Raw genomic sequence first — 15,990 nt, 5'->3', positions numbered from 1 at the left:
GTGCAACTCGATTAATCTATGCCCAATATGCGTTTTACAGGTTTGAAGCTTCTGCGGTGTTGTTCTATAACACCATGTACTTCTAGCGCTTCAAAATGTGCTTTGGTCGGATACCCTTTGTGCTTTGCGAAGCCGTATTGCGGATATTGAGCATCGAGCTCTTCCATTTCACGATCACGGGTCACTTTAGCAATAATAGATGCCGCGCTGATTTCCGCCACCCGTAAATCGCCTTTTACCACGGCTTGGGCATCCATGGGTAGTTGAGGGACTTTATTACCATCAATCAACACATAGTCAGGTTGAATATGCAGGCCTGCAACTGCACGTTGCATTGCAACCATCGTCGCTTGCAAAATATTCAGCTCATCGATCTCTGCAGGTTCGCAACGCCCTAGCGACCACGCTAATGCTTTTTCTTTGATTTCATCAAACAGCACATTGCGTTTCTTTTCCGTCAGTTTTTTAGAATCCGTTAGCCCTTCAATTGGGTTATTAGAATCTAAGATCACCGCAGCAGTTACCACGGCACCAACAAGTGGACCACGCCCTACTTCATCTACCCCTGCAATACAATTTGCTTGCGGGTACACAAATGGTTCGAATTCTTTCATGATTAATCTGCTTGTTGATCTGTCGTTTTGCCAATCAAGTTAAGCACAGCTTGGGCGGCTTTTTGATCGGCGTTACAGCAAATGCGTTGATGAAGCTGATTAAATTCAGCCATTAATTCGCTGCTATCGGTGCTGAGGTAATGGTTAACCTGTTCAGTCAGTTTTTCAGGCGTGCAATTTTCTTGCAGTAACTCAGGTACCAATTCCTTATCCGCGAGAATATTGGGTAAGGAAACATACTTGGTTTTCAGCATGCGACGTGCAATCCACGCAGTAAGAGGCTTAACAATATAGCCAACCACCATGGGACGCTTCACGAGCATACATTCCAAAGACACAGTACCCGATGCCAATAATACGGCATCAGAAGCAATCATCACATTTCGTGCGGTGTCATCGACCAATACGAAATTCAGCTCGGGTGCGGTTTCACGCCATGCTTGCTCAAACTGCTGTCGACGTTGCTCATTCACTAAAGCAACCACAAAACCTAAGTCAGGGTGTTGCTGGTGTAAACGCCGACACGTTTCAATAAATGGCGTCGCTATCATGCTCATTTCACCACCACGACTACCAGGCAATACCGCTAACCAACGTTTGCTGTTATCTAAACCTAGCAATTCACGGGCAGCAAGCTGATCTGTCTGTAACGGAATGGCATCAGCCATAGTGTGGCCAACAAACTCACACGGCACGTTAAACTTATCGTAAAACGCTTTTTCGAAAGGTAAGAAGGCCAACACTAAGTTAGTCGCAGCTTCAATTTTGAAAATCCGCTTTTGACGCCATGCCCATACCGATGGACTCACATAATGAACCGTTTTAATGCCGCTTTCTTTTAAGTCTCGCTCTAGGCGCAAATTAAAATCGGGGGCATCGATGCCAACGAAAACATCGGGGGGATTATCTGAAAAGTACTTCACCAACTCGGCTTTTATTTTAAACAAGCGAGGCAAGCGACCGAACACTTCAACAATCCCCATGACAGCAAGCTCTTCCATATCGAATAAGGCTTCACAGCCTGCTTCAATCATGCGAGGGCCAGCCACACCAACAAATTCAGCGTCTGGGTATTGCGCTTTTACCGCTTTAATAAAACCGGCACCTAAAATATCGCCGGAGATTTCTCCGGCGACAATACCTATTCGAAGAGGTTTAGCCATTAACGAATAATACCGCGTTCTGTGTTATTCAATGCATCACAGAATAAACCGATAGATGGCCATTCTTCTGCCATCTCAGCTAACACAGGCTTTACTTCCGCCAATGTTTTACCTGAACGGTAAATTTCTTTGTATGCTCGACGTAAAGCATGAAGCTCTGGCTTTTCAAAGCCATTGCGTTGAAGGCCAACCAAGTTTAACCCGTAAGGTGTCGCATGGTTCCCTTGTGCCAATACGTATGGTGGTACATCTTGCACAACCGCAGAACAGCCACCAATGTAGCTATAAGCACCAACAGTACAGAATGGGTGAATAGCAGACAACGCCATCACGCCAGCATAGTCACCAACCGTAACATGGCCACCAAGGATGGAGTTATTACCAATGTGGGTATGATTGCCAATCACTACATCGTGAGCAACGTGAGCATTTACACAAAGTAAATTGTCATTACCAACAGTGGTTACCCCTTTATCTTGGGTAGTGCCACGGTGAAGCTGGACGCTCTCACGGATCACGTTACGATCACCGACAACGAGGCGTGTCGCTTCACCGCTAAATTTCTTGTCCTGACACTCTTCGCCAATAACCGCAAACGGAAAGATGCGGTTATCCTGACCAATGACCGTCGGGCCTTTAATCACAACATGAGACATCACTTCTGTGCCGTCGCCAATTTCTACATCTTTAGTGATATAGGTAAATGGACCAACCGTCACATTCGCGCCGATTTTAGCCCCTTCTTCCACTACAGCAGAAGGGTGTATTTGTGCCGTTTCGTGAATCATTAAAACTCTCGTCTTGCGCATTTTAGTTCAGCAGAGCAAACAACTGTGCCATCAACTTTTGCTACACCATTAAACATAGCAATGCCACGGCGCTCTTTCAGGTATTCCACTTCGATGATCAGCTGATCACCAGGGCCAACAGGCTTGCGGAACTTCGCCTTATCAATACTAGCAAAGTAGTAAAGTTCATTTTCAGCTGGCGCACCAAATGTTTTGAATGCTAATAAACCAGTCGCCTGTGCCATTGCTTCAAGGATCATTACACCTGGGAATACAGGCATTTTTGGAAAGTGGCCAGTAAATTGCGGCTCGTTCACTGAAACGTTTTTAATTGCCGTTAGTGTTTTTCCTTCATCGTAATCTGTTACGCGATCGATCATTAAGAACGGGTAACGATGAGGAAGAAGCTCTTGAATTTCAGTGATGTTTAACGTTTTGTTCTCGCGAGTCAAAACTTGGATTCCTGTCAGTAAAGTGAAACGCAAAATAACAATGTTACTTTGGTTATTCAATTCGCTGCTATTTCAAAGCCGAGTTCGATGAATCAAAGCTAAAATAGCAAGGAAATGAAGTGTCCTACGATATTAAGAGTCGTAGAACACAATCGCATGTTGCCCATTTATATCGGCATACATGGCGCTGGCATTAGCCTTCAGCGTCTATTTTTTTCTCAACAGCACGTAGGCGTTTATGCATGTCGTCAATTTTCATAACGCGTGCCGCCGTTTTACGCCACTCTTTGTTTGGCTGAAGCGGAATACCTGACGAGTAGAAACCCGGCTCAGTAATCGGACGCATCACCATCGCCATACCTGCAATCGACACACCATCACAAATTTCCATGTGACCGTTAAATACACTTGCGCCGCCAATGAAGCAGTTTTTGCCTACGGTTAAACTACCAGCCATCACAGTTGCACCTGCAATTGCAGTGTTTTCACCAATCGATACATTATGAGCAATCTGACATTGGTTATCGATAATCGCACCATCATGGATAATAGTGTCATCCAATGCGCCGCGGTCAATCGTGGTACATGCACCAATTTCAACACGGTTGCCAATACGAACAGAACCTAGTTGAGGGATTTTGATCCAATTACCACGGTCATTCGCATAACCAAAGCCATCAGAACCCAATACCGTGCCTGATTGTACTAAACAATCAGTGCCTAATGTCACGCGGTGGTAAACAGTCACGTTTGCCCACAGTTTAGTATTAGCACCAATCTCGGCTTCTTTACCCACAAAACAGCCTGCGCCAATTTGCACGTTATCACCCAGCTTAACGCCAGATTCAATCACGGCATTGTGGCCAATAACAACACCCTTGCCCACGACGGCATCATCTGCAATGTATGCTGATGCTGCAATATCGTTCGCGGCTGCAGGCGTGGTATCAAGCAACTGAGCTACCTTGGCATAACCTAAATAAGGATTCGCCATCACTAATGCATTGCCATTAAAGAAAGGGCGATCCCCTTCTTGTAGCATGACAGCCGAAGCTTGGCAGTCAGCAAGTTGCTTTCGGTATTTACTATTTGAAATAAATGTAATTTGACCTTCACCAGCTTGCTCAGTGCCAGCAATAGAGTGAATTTCGACAGTGCCATCACCATGAAGCTCTGCACCTAATTTGTCTGCTAATTCAGCAAGGGTAATTACAACCATGAGTTACCTTATCTTTTTTGTTAGACGCCACCATTAAGGGTAGAGACAACAAAGCTGCCATACGTTAAACGCATAGCAGCTTAGGTTATCTGTGGCGCTTTAATCAATTATTTTACAGCAGAGATAACCTTGCTTGATAGGTCATCTTTTGGATCTGCGTAAAGTACAGCTTGTGCATCAACAACGATGTCATAGCCTTCTTTTTTCGCAACACTTTGAATTGCTGTACGGATTTTCATCACTAGTTTTTGTTCTTCTTCAGCGCCACGACGACGTTGATCTTCTTGAAGCGCTTTTGCTTTTAATTTGTAGTCTGAATCGAGTGACGCAAGTTCACGTTGAATCTTGGTACGGTCAGATTCACTTAGTAGCTCACCATCACGCTTCGCTTTATCAACTTTTGTTTTCATGCGATTTTCGATGCTACGAAGTTCATCGATGCGATCTTTGAATTCGCTACGTAATTTTTCGGTAACATTATAGCGTTTAGCCAACTGTTGCATGGCCTGACCTGTCGCTACATAACCGACTTTTTGTGCTGCTTCAGCTGCTTGTGCATACATCGACGATGATAAAATGACAAGGCTAAGACTTGCTGCTTTGATCCATTGTTTCAAAAGAGTTCTCCTCAAAAAATTAGAATGTCTGTCCGATTGTGAAGGTAAAGAATTCCTCTTGGTCACCGTCATACTTCTTAAGCGGACTAGCTACCGAGAATACCAGCGGCCCCATTGGGGACATCCACTGAAGCGCGGCACCGTATGACGCACGAATTAATGATGGATCAGAGTAGTCATACAAGTACTTACCATCAGTATCTTTCAGGTCGTACTCGGTATCCCACACTGAACCCGCATCCACAAACAGACTGGTACGAATTTGGTTTTTAAATTCTTCCGATGCAAACGGGGTTGGTACAATCAACTCCACACTTGCCAATGCAATAGCGTTACCACCCGCGGCATCTTTTGTGCCCGTAGCACAGTTGTTGTTGCCTGATGGGCCGCCACCGGAACAACCTTCAACATAAACAGCTTTCGGACCTACAGTATTAGAGCGGAAGCCTCGTAAAGTACTAAAGCCACCAGCGTAAAAGTTTTCATAAAATGGCATTAATTGATCACTGCCATTCTCTGTTGTACCGTAGCCGTTACCATAACCCACTTTACCGCGTAGCAATACCGTGAAATCATGGCCTTCATTCAATGGAATGTACTGGCGCACATCGTACTGCATTTTGAAGTACTGCGCATCAGAACCAGGGATCGTCATACGGTATGACGCACGTTGGTGATTACCCGCTGTTGGGAAATAACCGCGGTTCAAGTTATTTCGCGACCATGAAACCGACCAATCAAAATCATCTAATTCAATGATGTTTTCACCACGGTCAAAACCATGGATCGCTTTGAATTTTTCGATTTGGTAGTACTCTCGGGTGTTAGAGATCTTGTTATGATCATAACCAACACCAAACTCAAAGAAGTTTAGCTCATCAAATGGGAAACCCCAGGTCAAACTAGCACCGTAACTTTGGTTGGTATAGTCCGAGATGTTGGCATTCGATGCTTCAAACTCGTTGTAGTAAACCTTACCACCAAGGCTGATCCCATCTAATGTAAAATATGGGTCACGGTAATCTAAGCTTATATTCTTTTGGTATTTATTGGTCATCGCATTGATACCAAAGCGTGTACCTGTACCTAAGAAATTATCTTGCTGTAAACCCGCCTGGAAACTAATACCTGATTCAGTACCATAACCAACACCGAAGTTAACGCTACCTGCGTTTGCTTCTTTTACGTTATAGGTCACATCCACCTGATCATCGGTTCCAGGAACGCGTGATGTCTGAACGTCAACGGTTTCAAAGAAACCAGTACGGCTCAAACGCTCTTTGCCACGTTCAACCGATTTAGAATTTAGCCAGCTGCCTTCCATCTGACGCATTTCACGGCGTAGTACTTCATCTTTGGTTGTCGTATTACCAGAGAAACCAATATTACGTACATACACGCGCTTGCCCGACTCAACATTAACCAACAAAGAAACTTCGTTCGTATCATCGTCAAAATCTGGAATAGTGGTAACTTGCGGATACGCATACCCAGATTCGCCCAGCTTACGCTTAATGGCTTCTTCTAGAGCTGTTACTTGCGCACCGTTGTAAATATCACCGTTATTGAAAGTAACAAGTGTATCTAACTCATCTTGGCGACCAGCAACTTCCCCACGGAATTGAACACCTTTAACCGTGTATTGATCACCTTCATCAACCTTCAAGGTGATATAGACACCTTTCTTATCCGGCGAAATCGATACTTGGGTAGACTCTAACTTGTACTTCAAATAACCATTATTCAGATACTGAGAGCGCAATACTTCCATATCACCAGCCAGCACCTGCTTTTGATACTTTTCATTGGCTAGGAAGTTCCACCACGGCACATTGGCCTGTAGGTTAAATTTACCGCGCAGTTCATCATCAGTAAAAACTTCGTTACCGATAAAGTTAATTTGCTTAATGGTTGCCGACACGCCTTCCGTAAATACAAACTTTAAGTCAGCACGGTTGCGTGGCAACGGCGTCACAACAGCTTGCACTGTCGCATTGTACTTACCCACACTGTAGTAAAAGTCTTCAAGACCTTTTTCAATTTTACTCAGCGTTGTGCGATCTAAGGCTTCGCCAATTTGAATGTTTGAGGCATTTAAATTTTCTTTTAACTGCTCTTCTTTAATCGCTTTATTGCCTGAAAACGAGATATTAGCAATCGTTGGACGCTCCAACACTTTGACTAACAACACCTCACCATCGCGATAAACTTTGATGTCTTCAAAGTTACCAGAAGCAAATAGCGCTTGAATAACATCAGCGATATCACGGTCGTCGACCTTATCACCAACACGTACTGGCATCTTCAATAGTGCAGCACCTAACGTTACTCGTTGAAGACCTTCAAATCGAATATCGTCGACCACAAATTGTTCAGCACTCTGCGCCATACTACTGCTTAGCAGTAGCGATGCGACCAACAGTTTTTTCATCGCCATTACTGTTCTGATTATTCCTTGCTAAAAACGCATTTATTAAAGGCGGGTAAAATCATTGAATAGCGCGACGGCCATTAACGCAACCAAAATGGCTGAGCCCACTCTGTAGCCAATGTCCTGAACGCGTTCAGAGACTGGTCGGCGTGTTACTGCTTCGATAGCGAAGAACATCAAGTGTCCACCGTCTAATACTGGAAGCGGTAACAAATTCACAATACCTAAATTCACACTGATCAATGCTAGAAAGCCAAGGAAGTAAACCAAGCCATAGTCGGCGGTCATTCCGGCACCTTTTGCAATTGAAATAGGGCCACTTAGGTTTTTTACAGCCACATCACCCGTTACAAGTTTAGTGACCATATCAAATGTTAATGTGACTAACTGCCACGTTTTTTCCGTTGCTTTCCCTACAGCTTCAATAGGACCAAACTGTAAATTAAGACGGTAAGATTCCGGCCAAGGTTCAAGCTCAGGGGCAAAACCAGCGTAACCAATCACTTCACCGTCAGCTAAGGTTCGGGCTTTAGGTGTTAATGTTAACGTCACTAACTTAGTCTCAGGAGCAACCTCGGCTGAATCGACTAACTGACTCTGGCGACTCACCTCGATAATTAACGCTTGCTCGGGATGAGAACGTACAGCATCAACCACTTGCTGCCATTGCGTCACAGGTTGTCCATCAATTGCAGTAATACGATCATTTAACCGCATATCAGCATCAATAGCTGCACCGCCGTCAACAAGTTGTGAAATAGAGAGCGTAATCTTTGGGGTATAGGGTTTCATCCCTAGACTCGTCATTACACGCTCAGTTTCAGGATCAAAGTGCCAATACTCTAAATCCAATGTTCTTTCGACAGTAGCTCCACCTTCGGGTTCCGTCGCCGTGATCACCATTTTCTTATCGCCAATATGGGAGATCATCGCCATATTAACGGATTCCCAATCAGCGGTTTTGATACCTGAAATAGATTTAAGTTCCATTCCTGGTTCAATTCCTGCGGTTGCAGCAATAGATTGCGGCGCAATATCACCAATCACGGGCTTAACTGCAGGCACACCAATGAGGTAAACCACCCAGTAAGCAAAAATAGCAAAAATGAAGTTTGCTATTGGTCCGGCAGCAACAATCGCACTGCGCTGCCACAGCGTTTTATTATTGAACGCTTGCTGACGACGATGCTCTGGTACGTCATCAACTCGCTCATCGAGCATTTTGACGTAACCGCCTAGCGGGATCATCGCTAAGGTATATTCAGTACCATCTTTGCCTTTCTTTTGCCAAATTGCCTTACCAAAACCGATGGAAAAACGCTCAACAAAAACACCACAACGGCGAGCAACCCAAAAGTGACCAAACTCGTGGACTGCGATTAGTACACCAAGCGCAACAAGAAATGCGCCTAAATTCCATAAAATGCCTGTCATTTTGCTACCTTAGCAATCTCTTCCTGAGCTAAAAGTCGTGCCATTCTATCTAGCTCAATCACACATTCCAAGTCAGTTGGTTCTTCCTTGGGTGCTGTTTCTAAGACTAAGTGGTTGATTTTAGCAATATCAGTAAAGCCAATGCGCTTATCTAAGAATGCTGCAACCGCTTCTTCATTGGCGGCATTCAGTGCCGTCGTTGCTGCTTGACCACTGTAACACGCATCCATCGCTAATTTCAGACAAGGGTAACGGTCATAATCTGGCTGTAAAAAAGTAAACTCACCCACTTGGCTAAAATCGAGCGGCGCAACACCTGCATCTACCCTTTCAGGATAGGACATCGCACACGCAATTGGGGTTCTCATATCCGGTAGCCCCATCTGCGCAAGCACAGAGCCATCCTTATATTGCACCATTGAGTGGATCACAGACTGAGGGTGAATAATCACCTGCATTTGTTCACGCGAAGCATTAAACAACCAGCGTGCTTCTATGTACTCTAAGCCCTTATTCATCATAGTGGCAGAATCCACCGAAATCTTCGGTCCCATTGACCAATTCGGGTGTGCAATTGCCATTTCTGGCGTTACTGCATCTAGTTCTGCAATATCCGTGTAACGAAACGGACCGCCAGAGCCTGTAAGTAAAATCTTGCTGATACCATGCTCAGTCAGGTCGCAGCGCCCCATCCGACGCTGAATTTCGGCAGGTAAACATTGAAAGATAGCATTATGTTCACTGTCTACTGGCAGCAATTCAGCACCATATTGTTCGCAAGCATCAATGAACATTTGTCCTGACATTACCAAGGCTTCTTTATTCGCCAGTAAAATACGCTTACCCGCTTTTACACCAGCCATGGTTGGCAGTAACCCTGCCGCGCCCACAATGGCAGCCATAACCGTATCAATCTCGTCTAGGGAGGCAACCTTGCAGAGTCCCTGTTCGCCTGCGAGCACGATTGTTTGCATCGATTGCTCAATCAGCATAGCGGCTAACGCATTCGCCGCCGACTCATCAGCCATCGCGACATATTTCGGCTGCCACTGGCAGCACAACTCAAACATTTTTTGAGCATTAGAACCTGCAGCAAGCGCTACGACATCAAATAAATCAGGGTTTTGTGCTGCAACAGCCAGTGTGCTTGTACCGATAGAACCAGTAGCACCTAAGATTGATAACTTACGCATATATCACTTCATTTGGCTTAGAAAAGGTAGCTACACTGTAGCTACCTTTGAATGGGAGATAATGACTACCAAAGGTAGAATAGAGCAAAGACGGGAAGCGCGGCGGTTAAACTGTCGATACGGTCTAAGATACCACCGTGACCAGGTAATATTGTGCCGCTATCTTTTATACCAGCAACACGCTTGAACATACTTTCAACCAAATCGCCAAGAACAGAAATCACCACTGTCACCATCGCGATAGCAAGTAATGAGCCTACACCTGAAAATGGAATGTTCATCAGTGAAGCACCACTCCAAGCAATAAACATTGCCAATACAGCTCCACCGACTAAACCTTCGATGGTCTTATTCGGGCTAACTGATGGCGCCATTTTATGTTTGCCAAAGCGTTTACCAGTGAAATACGCACCTGTATCTGCCGCCCATACAATAAAGCATACCAGCATCACAAGCTGTGAGCCGTGATACGGTGATTCAGCATAGTTAACGGCACGAAGCAGTAAAATGCCCCAAAAGAAAGGCAATAACGTCAATACACCAAATACACCTTTCAACAATGCCGATGATGACCAAAGCTTAGCGCTTTTTGGGTAAGTGATCGCCAACGTAGAAGCCACTAACCACCAAATACCGCCGACGGCTAGCATCGCACGGTGGGAATCACCAACCGCAGCCAGCGCCGTAACATCAGTGGGCATTGCAGCTAAAGAAGCACCAAATACCAGTGTAAACAGGCTCACGATTTGGACGCGAGCGTTACCATTTATAAATTGAGTCCATTCCCAAAAGCCCACCATAGTAATCGCGGCAAGTGCCACAACAAAAGCAGGAAAAGGTAGGAAGAAAATACCCGCAATAACCAAAGGCGCGAGAATCAATGCCGTTATAATTCGTTGCTTAAGCAAGCTGCATCCTCTTTAAAATCTTTTTTATTGTTGAAGCAATGCCTGGAGCTGCTCACCGGTGCAGCCAAAACGGCGCTCACGATTAACAAACCATGCCATCGCATTCGCAAAGCTGTCGTCATTAAAATCTGGCCAGTGCTGCTCACAAAAGTACATTTCAGCATAAGCCATCTGCCACAGCATGAAATTACTAATTCGGGATTCACCACTGGTACGAATCAACAGATCAACATCAGGTAACCCTGCGGTGGTTAAACCTTCAGCGAACATATCTTCGGTAATATCTTCAGCCGTCAAACCGTGTTCAGCCACTTGAACAGCAAGACGTTTGGTTGCTTGAAGGATGTCCCACTGGCCACCGTAGTTCGCCGCCACATTCAACACCATGCCGGTATTGTCTGCGGTTAATGTTTCAGCTGCCATGATTTTGTCTTGTAAACGTTGGCTGAAACGGCTGGTATCACCAATGATTTTCAAACGAATATTATTTTTGTGCAGACGTTTAACTTCACGACCTAATACCGTCATGAACAGTTCCATTAACAATGAAACTTCCGCCTCTGGGCGGCGCCAGTTTTCACTGCTAAACGCGAATAAGGTGACAACTTTAATGCCAAAACGATTAGCTACAGATACTGTTTTTCGAACAGCCTCAACACCTGCTTTATGACCGAAAACACGAGCCTTGCCCTGTGCTTTAGCCCAACGACCATTGCCATCCATGATCACTGCAACATGCTTAGGAAGGCTATCGATGCTCAGTGGGGTGTCAGTTGTCGATTCCGACATAAATCTTCCTCAAAAAAAAACGCTGTGCTGCACGCACAGCGCCTTAACTTACATAAAGCTAATGAGCTGAGAGGAATTAAACTTCCATTAACTCTTTTTCTTTAACTTCTAGTACTGCATCGATGTTCTTCACTGCAACATCAGTCAGTTTCTGAATCTCATCTTGTGCGCGGTGATCATCATCTTCAGAGATTTCTTTGTCTTTTAGAAGACCTTTAACGTCTGCGTTAGCGTCACGACGAATGTTACGAACAGCAACACGACCTTGCTCAGCTTCAGCACGTACGATCTTAACAAGATCGCGACGACGCTCTTCTGTTAGTGCAGGAAGTGGAACACGGATAACCGTGCCAGCAGACATTGGGTTTAGGCCCAAGTCAGACATCATGATTGCTTTTTCAATTTTAGGCGTCAATTCTTTATCGAATACAGTGATCGCCAGTGTACGAGAATCTTCAGCAACAACGTTTGCAAGTTGCTTAAGCGGTGTATTTGCACCGTAGTATTCTACGTAAATAGTATCTAGTAGGCTTGGATGCGCACGACCAGTACGAATCTTAGCCAGTTGGTTTTTTAGCGCATCAACGCTTTTTGCCATGCGCTCTTGCGCATCTTGTTTAATTGCATCAATCACGATTAATATCCTTGATTATTCGGTCACTATAAAGGGCCCTTTAGAGCCCTTTACGAAAATTAGTCGTTAGTGATCAGAGTGCCTTCTTTCTCACCCATTACCACGCGGCGAAGAGCGCCAGGCTTATTCATGTTGAATACACGAATAGGCATTGAGTGGTCACGAGCAAGAGTGAATGCAGCTAAGTCCATCACTTTCAGTTCTTTTTCAAGAACATCATTGTAGCCCAGCTTATCACAAAGAACAGCATCAGGGTTTTTAACTGGATCATCTGTGAACACACCGTCAACTTTCGTTGCTTTAAGCACCACATCAGCTTCAATTTCAATACCACGTAGACACGCAGCAGAATCAGTTGTGAAGAATGGGTTGCCGGTACCAGCAGAGAAGATCACAACACGACCTTGACGTAACTGGCTGATAGCGTCAGCCCAGTTGTAGTTATCACATACGCCGTTTAGAGGAATTGCAGACATTACTCGAGCGTTCACATAGGCACGGTGAAGTGCGTCACGCATCGCAAGACCATTCATAACAGTTGCTAGCATGCCCATGTGGTCGCCCACAACTCGGTTCATACCCGCTTCAGCAAGACCAGCACCACGGAACAAGTTACCACCACCGATAACAAGACCAACTTGTACACCCAGTTCAATCAGTTCTTTAACTTCTTGTGCCATACGGTCAAGAACTTGTGCGTCGATACCAAAACCTTCTTCGCCTTGTAGCGCTTCGCCACTCAGTTTAAGTAAGATTCGTTGATAAGTCGGTTTAGGGTTTGTGGTCATTAGGATTACCTTCCAGGCTTACAATTGAGATATGGAGTTGTAAAAAGACCGCAGCCTTGGCTACGGTCTTTAGAGTTCTTACAAGAAGGATTAACCCTTCTGTACAGCTGCTACTTCGTCAGCGAAGCTCATTTCTTGAGCTTTCTCGATACCTTCACCAACTTCAAGACGGATGAAGTTAGTTACTGTAGCGCCTTTAGCTTTCAGCATTTGACCAACAGTTTGAGATGGGTCCATGATGAATGCTTGACCAGTTAGAGAAACTTCGCCAGTGAATTTCTTCATGCGGCCAACAACCATTTTCTCTGCAATCTCTTGTGGCTTGCCAGATTCAACAGCGATAGCTACTTGGATTGCTTTCTCTTTCTCAACTACTTCAGCTGGAACGTCTTCAGGATTAACGAACTCAGGCTTAGATGCAGCGATGTGCATTGCAACGTGCTTAATCGTTTCTTCGTCAGCTTCACCAGCAACAACAACACCAATACGGTCGCCGTGACGGTAAGAACCAACTTTAGCGCCTTCGATAAACTCAACGCGACGGATAGAGATGTTCTCGCCGATTTTAGTTACTAGAGCGATACGTGCGTCTTCAAACTTAGCTTGAAGTGCAGCGATGTCTAGACGCTCAGCTAGTGCTGCATCTAGTACTTCGTTAGCGAATGCTAGGAAGTTAACATCTTTAGCTACGAAGTCAGTTTGACAGTTAACTTCAAGAAGAGCGGCAACGCCGTCTGCATCTTTAATTAAGATTGTACCTTCAGCAGCAACGTTACCTGCTTTTTTAGCAGCCTTTGCAGCACCGCTCTTACGCATATTTTCAATTGCTAGCTCGATGTCAGCATTTGCTTCAACAAGTGCTTTCTTACATTCCATCATGCCTGCGGCAGTACGTTCGCGCAGTTCTTTAACTAGGGCAGCTGTAACTGTTGCCATTGTCATATCCTCAGTTTTAAATACTTGATATAAAAATCAGGGGCCTAAGTAGGCCCCTGCTAACCATTCTTAGTTTACGCAAGGTAACTTAAGAAGCTCAAATAAAGGAGCTTGGCTATTACTCAGCTACGTAGCCTTCTTCAGCTTGCGCTACGATATCTTGGTTACGTGCTTCTGTAACAGTTGTCGCTACCGCACCAGTGTAAAGCTGGATAGAGCGGATTGCGTCATCGTTACCAGGGATAACGAAGTCTACGCCGTCTGGGTTAGAGTTAGTATCTACAACAGCAAATACTGGGATACCCAGGTTGTTAGCTTCTTTAATTGCGATGTGTTCGTGATCAGCATCGATTACAAACATAGCGTCTGGTAGGCCAGCCATGTTTTTGATACCGCCAAGAGATTTTTCAAGCTTTTCCATTTCACGAGTACGCATAAGCGCTTCTTTCTTGGTTAGCTTGTCGAAAGTACCGTCTGCTGACTGAACTTCTAGATCTTTTAGACGTTTGATTGACTGACGAACAGTTTTCCAGTTAGTCAACATACCGCCTAACCAGCGGTTGTTTACGTAGAACTGGTCACAGCTTACAGCTGCTTCTTTAATTGATTCGCTGGCTGCGCGCTTAGTACCAACAAAAAGAACTTTACCTTTACGAGCTGCAATCTTGTTGATTTCAGCTAGAGCGTCGTTAAACATTGGTACAGTTTTTTCTAGGTTGATGATGTGTACTTTGTTACGAGCACCGAAAATGAAAGGCTTCATTTTTGGGTTCCAGTAACGAGTTTGGTGACCGAAGTGAACACCAGCTTGAAGCATGTCGCGCATTGATACAGTTGCCATTGAATATTCCTCTATGGGGTTAGGCGTCCACATATCCCATCCTACCGACCCTCTTTCTGCATTTGCCTAAGCGAAATAACAGCGGGCACCCCGGAGCATGTGTCGATATGTGTGAGTGATTAATAAAGTTTAGTGCAAACGCAACTAACCCAGTGAAGTGCGAAGCTTCAACCCGAATTAGTACATTTACGGCGCGCTTTATACCATATAAAGCCACCAATAATCCAGCCAAATCTAGCTCAAGAGCGAAACTTGGTTTTCATATTGCCCCCTCGCTGATAACATGAGAGGTAAACCGTAATTCGTAGAGAAGATTGAATGACTATCAAGATCAAAACGCAGGAAGAAATCGAAAAAATGCGCGTAGCAGGTCAATTAGCTGCTGACGTATTAGAAATGATTGAACCTCACGTAAAACCGGGCGTGACGACAGAAGAGCTTGACCGCATCTGTCACGAGTACATCACCAAAGAGCAAGGTTGTATCCCAGCTCCGCTTAACTACCACGGCTTCCCGAAATCTATCTGTACGTCAATCAACCACATCGTGTGTCACGGTATTCCGGCTGAGAAAGATGGTAACGAAGGCCAAAAATTTGGTAAACCAGCGATCCTTAAAGATGGCGATATTGTGAACATTGATATCACGGTTATCAAAGACGGTTACCATGGTGACACCTCTAAGATGTTTGAAGTGGGTGAAGCATCACTTGAAAACAAACGTCTTTGCCGCGTGGCACAAGAAAGCCTGTACCTTGCTATTAAGAAAGTAAAACCTGGTGCGAAACTAGGCGAAATTGGTACAGCTATTCAAAAGTTCATCAAAAACGGTAACAGCCGTTTCTCTATCGTGAAAGATTTCTGTGGCCATGGCATTGGCAACGAATTCCACGAAGAGCCGCAAGTGGTTCACTACAAAAACAATGACCGCACAGTACTTAAAGCGGGCATGTGTTTCACGATTGAACCGATGATCAATGCGGGTAAATTTGGTTGTTTAGTCGATGACGAAGATGGCTGGACAGTTTACACCGTCGACGGTAAAAACTCGGCGCAGTGGGAACACACATTGCTGGTAACGGAAACCGGTTGCGAAGTGTTAACCCTTCGCAAAGAGGAATCATTACCTCGCTTTGTAAACAACGCATAATAAAAAAAGCCGACGATAACGTCGGCTTTTTTAT

16 protein-coding genes are annotated in these 15,990 nt (G+C 44.9%); 1 reads left to right on the top strand and 15 read right to left on the bottom strand.

Annotation, left to right across the window (positions count from 1 at the left end; translation table 11 throughout):
- Window positions 1-11: 11 nt before the first annotated feature.
- From rnhB to rpsB, 15 genes are all read right to left on the bottom strand, one after another.
- Complete coding sequence (gene rnhB, locus OCU87_RS03270) at window positions 12-614, bottom strand: ribonuclease HII (RefSeq protein ID WP_261857828.1); 603 nt, start codon at window positions 612-614, stop codon at window positions 12-14.
- A 2-nt stretch (window positions 615-616) separates the two neighbouring features.
- A complete protein-coding gene (gene lpxB, locus OCU87_RS03265; RefSeq protein ID WP_261857827.1) occupies window positions 617-1,777 on the bottom strand; it encodes a lipid-A-disaccharide synthase in 1,161 nt (386 codons plus the stop codon).
- Window positions 1,777-2,565, bottom strand: coding sequence for an acyl-ACP--UDP-N-acetylglucosamine O-acyltransferase (gene lpxA / locus OCU87_RS03260; RefSeq protein WP_062690241.1), 789 nt, complete (start codon window positions 2,563-2,565; stop codon window positions 1,777-1,779). The genes lpxB and lpxA overlap by 1 nt, the downstream gene beginning before the upstream one ends.
- Window positions 2,565-3,017, bottom strand: a complete 453-nt coding sequence (fabZ, locus tag OCU87_RS03255; protein WP_062690263.1) for a 3-hydroxyacyl-ACP dehydratase FabZ — start codon at window positions 3,015-3,017, stop codon at window positions 2,565-2,567. Before fabZ ends, lpxA begins: the two co-directional genes overlap by 1 nt.
- A gap of 193 nt (window positions 3,018-3,210) precedes the next feature.
- Complete coding sequence (lpxD, locus tag OCU87_RS03250; protein WP_094955831.1) at window positions 3,211-4,236, bottom strand: UDP-3-O-(3-hydroxymyristoyl)glucosamine N-acyltransferase; 1,026 nt, start codon at window positions 4,234-4,236, stop codon at window positions 3,211-3,213.
- 107 nt (window positions 4,237-4,343) lie between these two features.
- Window positions 4,344-4,853 (bottom strand): OmpH family outer membrane protein, encoded by a 510-nt coding sequence (locus OCU87_RS03245; protein ID WP_062690240.1) that lies wholly within the window; start codon window positions 4,851-4,853, stop codon window positions 4,344-4,346.
- A gap of 19 nt (window positions 4,854-4,872) precedes the next feature.
- Window positions 4,873-7,290, bottom strand: a complete 2,418-nt coding sequence (bamA, locus tag OCU87_RS03240; RefSeq protein ID WP_094955832.1) for an outer membrane protein assembly factor BamA — start codon at window positions 7,288-7,290, stop codon at window positions 4,873-4,875.
- A gap of 36 nt (window positions 7,291-7,326) precedes the next feature.
- On the bottom strand, window positions 7,327-8,718 hold the full coding sequence (gene rseP / locus OCU87_RS03235) for a sigma E protease regulator RseP (RefSeq protein WP_062690238.1): 1,392 nt from the start codon (window positions 8,716-8,718) through the stop codon (window positions 7,327-7,329).
- Complete coding sequence (gene ispC, locus OCU87_RS03230) at window positions 8,715-9,911, bottom strand: 1-deoxy-D-xylulose-5-phosphate reductoisomerase (protein WP_261857826.1); 1,197 nt, start codon at window positions 9,909-9,911, stop codon at window positions 8,715-8,717. Before ispC ends, rseP begins: the two co-directional genes overlap by 4 nt.
- A gap of 65 nt (window positions 9,912-9,976) precedes the next feature.
- Window positions 9,977-10,819, bottom strand: a complete 843-nt coding sequence (locus OCU87_RS03225; protein ID WP_062690236.1) for a phosphatidate cytidylyltransferase — start codon at window positions 10,817-10,819, stop codon at window positions 9,977-9,979.
- A gap of 24 nt (window positions 10,820-10,843) precedes the next feature.
- Window positions 10,844-11,608, bottom strand: a complete 765-nt coding sequence (locus OCU87_RS03220; protein ID WP_261857825.1) for an isoprenyl transferase — start codon at window positions 11,606-11,608, stop codon at window positions 10,844-10,846.
- Window positions 11,609-11,684: 76 nt separating this feature from the next.
- Window positions 11,685-12,242, bottom strand: a complete 558-nt coding sequence (gene frr / locus OCU87_RS03215) for a ribosome recycling factor (RefSeq protein WP_261857824.1) — start codon at window positions 12,240-12,242, stop codon at window positions 11,685-11,687.
- Window positions 12,243-12,301: 59 nt separating this feature from the next.
- Window positions 12,302-13,030, bottom strand: coding sequence for a UMP kinase (pyrH, locus tag OCU87_RS03210; protein ID WP_062690234.1), 729 nt, complete (start codon window positions 13,028-13,030; stop codon window positions 12,302-12,304).
- A 90-nt stretch (window positions 13,031-13,120) separates the two neighbouring features.
- Complete coding sequence (gene tsf / locus OCU87_RS03205) at window positions 13,121-13,966, bottom strand: translation elongation factor Ts (protein ID WP_094955835.1); 846 nt, start codon at window positions 13,964-13,966, stop codon at window positions 13,121-13,123.
- 118 nt (window positions 13,967-14,084) lie between these two features.
- Window positions 14,085-14,807, bottom strand: a complete 723-nt coding sequence (gene rpsB, locus OCU87_RS03200; RefSeq protein WP_062690233.1) for a 30S ribosomal protein S2 — start codon at window positions 14,805-14,807, stop codon at window positions 14,085-14,087.
- Between the two features lie 318 nt (window positions 14,808-15,125).
- Between rpsB and map the strand changes: the two genes are divergently transcribed.
- The gene (gene map, locus OCU87_RS03195) at window positions 15,126-15,956 is read left to right on the top strand and encodes a type I methionyl aminopeptidase (RefSeq protein ID WP_094955836.1); all 831 of its coding nucleotides are present in this window, start codon (window positions 15,126-15,128) and stop codon (window positions 15,954-15,956) included.
- Window positions 15,957-15,990: the final 34 nt, after the last annotated feature.

It is taken from the genome of Photobacterium sanguinicancri, from assembly GCF_024346675.1.
Lineage (GTDB): Bacteria > Pseudomonadota > Gammaproteobacteria > Enterobacterales > Vibrionaceae > Photobacterium > Photobacterium sanguinicancri.
Note: the sequence above shows the minus strand (reverse complement) of the source record. Positions and strands in the feature narration are given on the sequence as shown.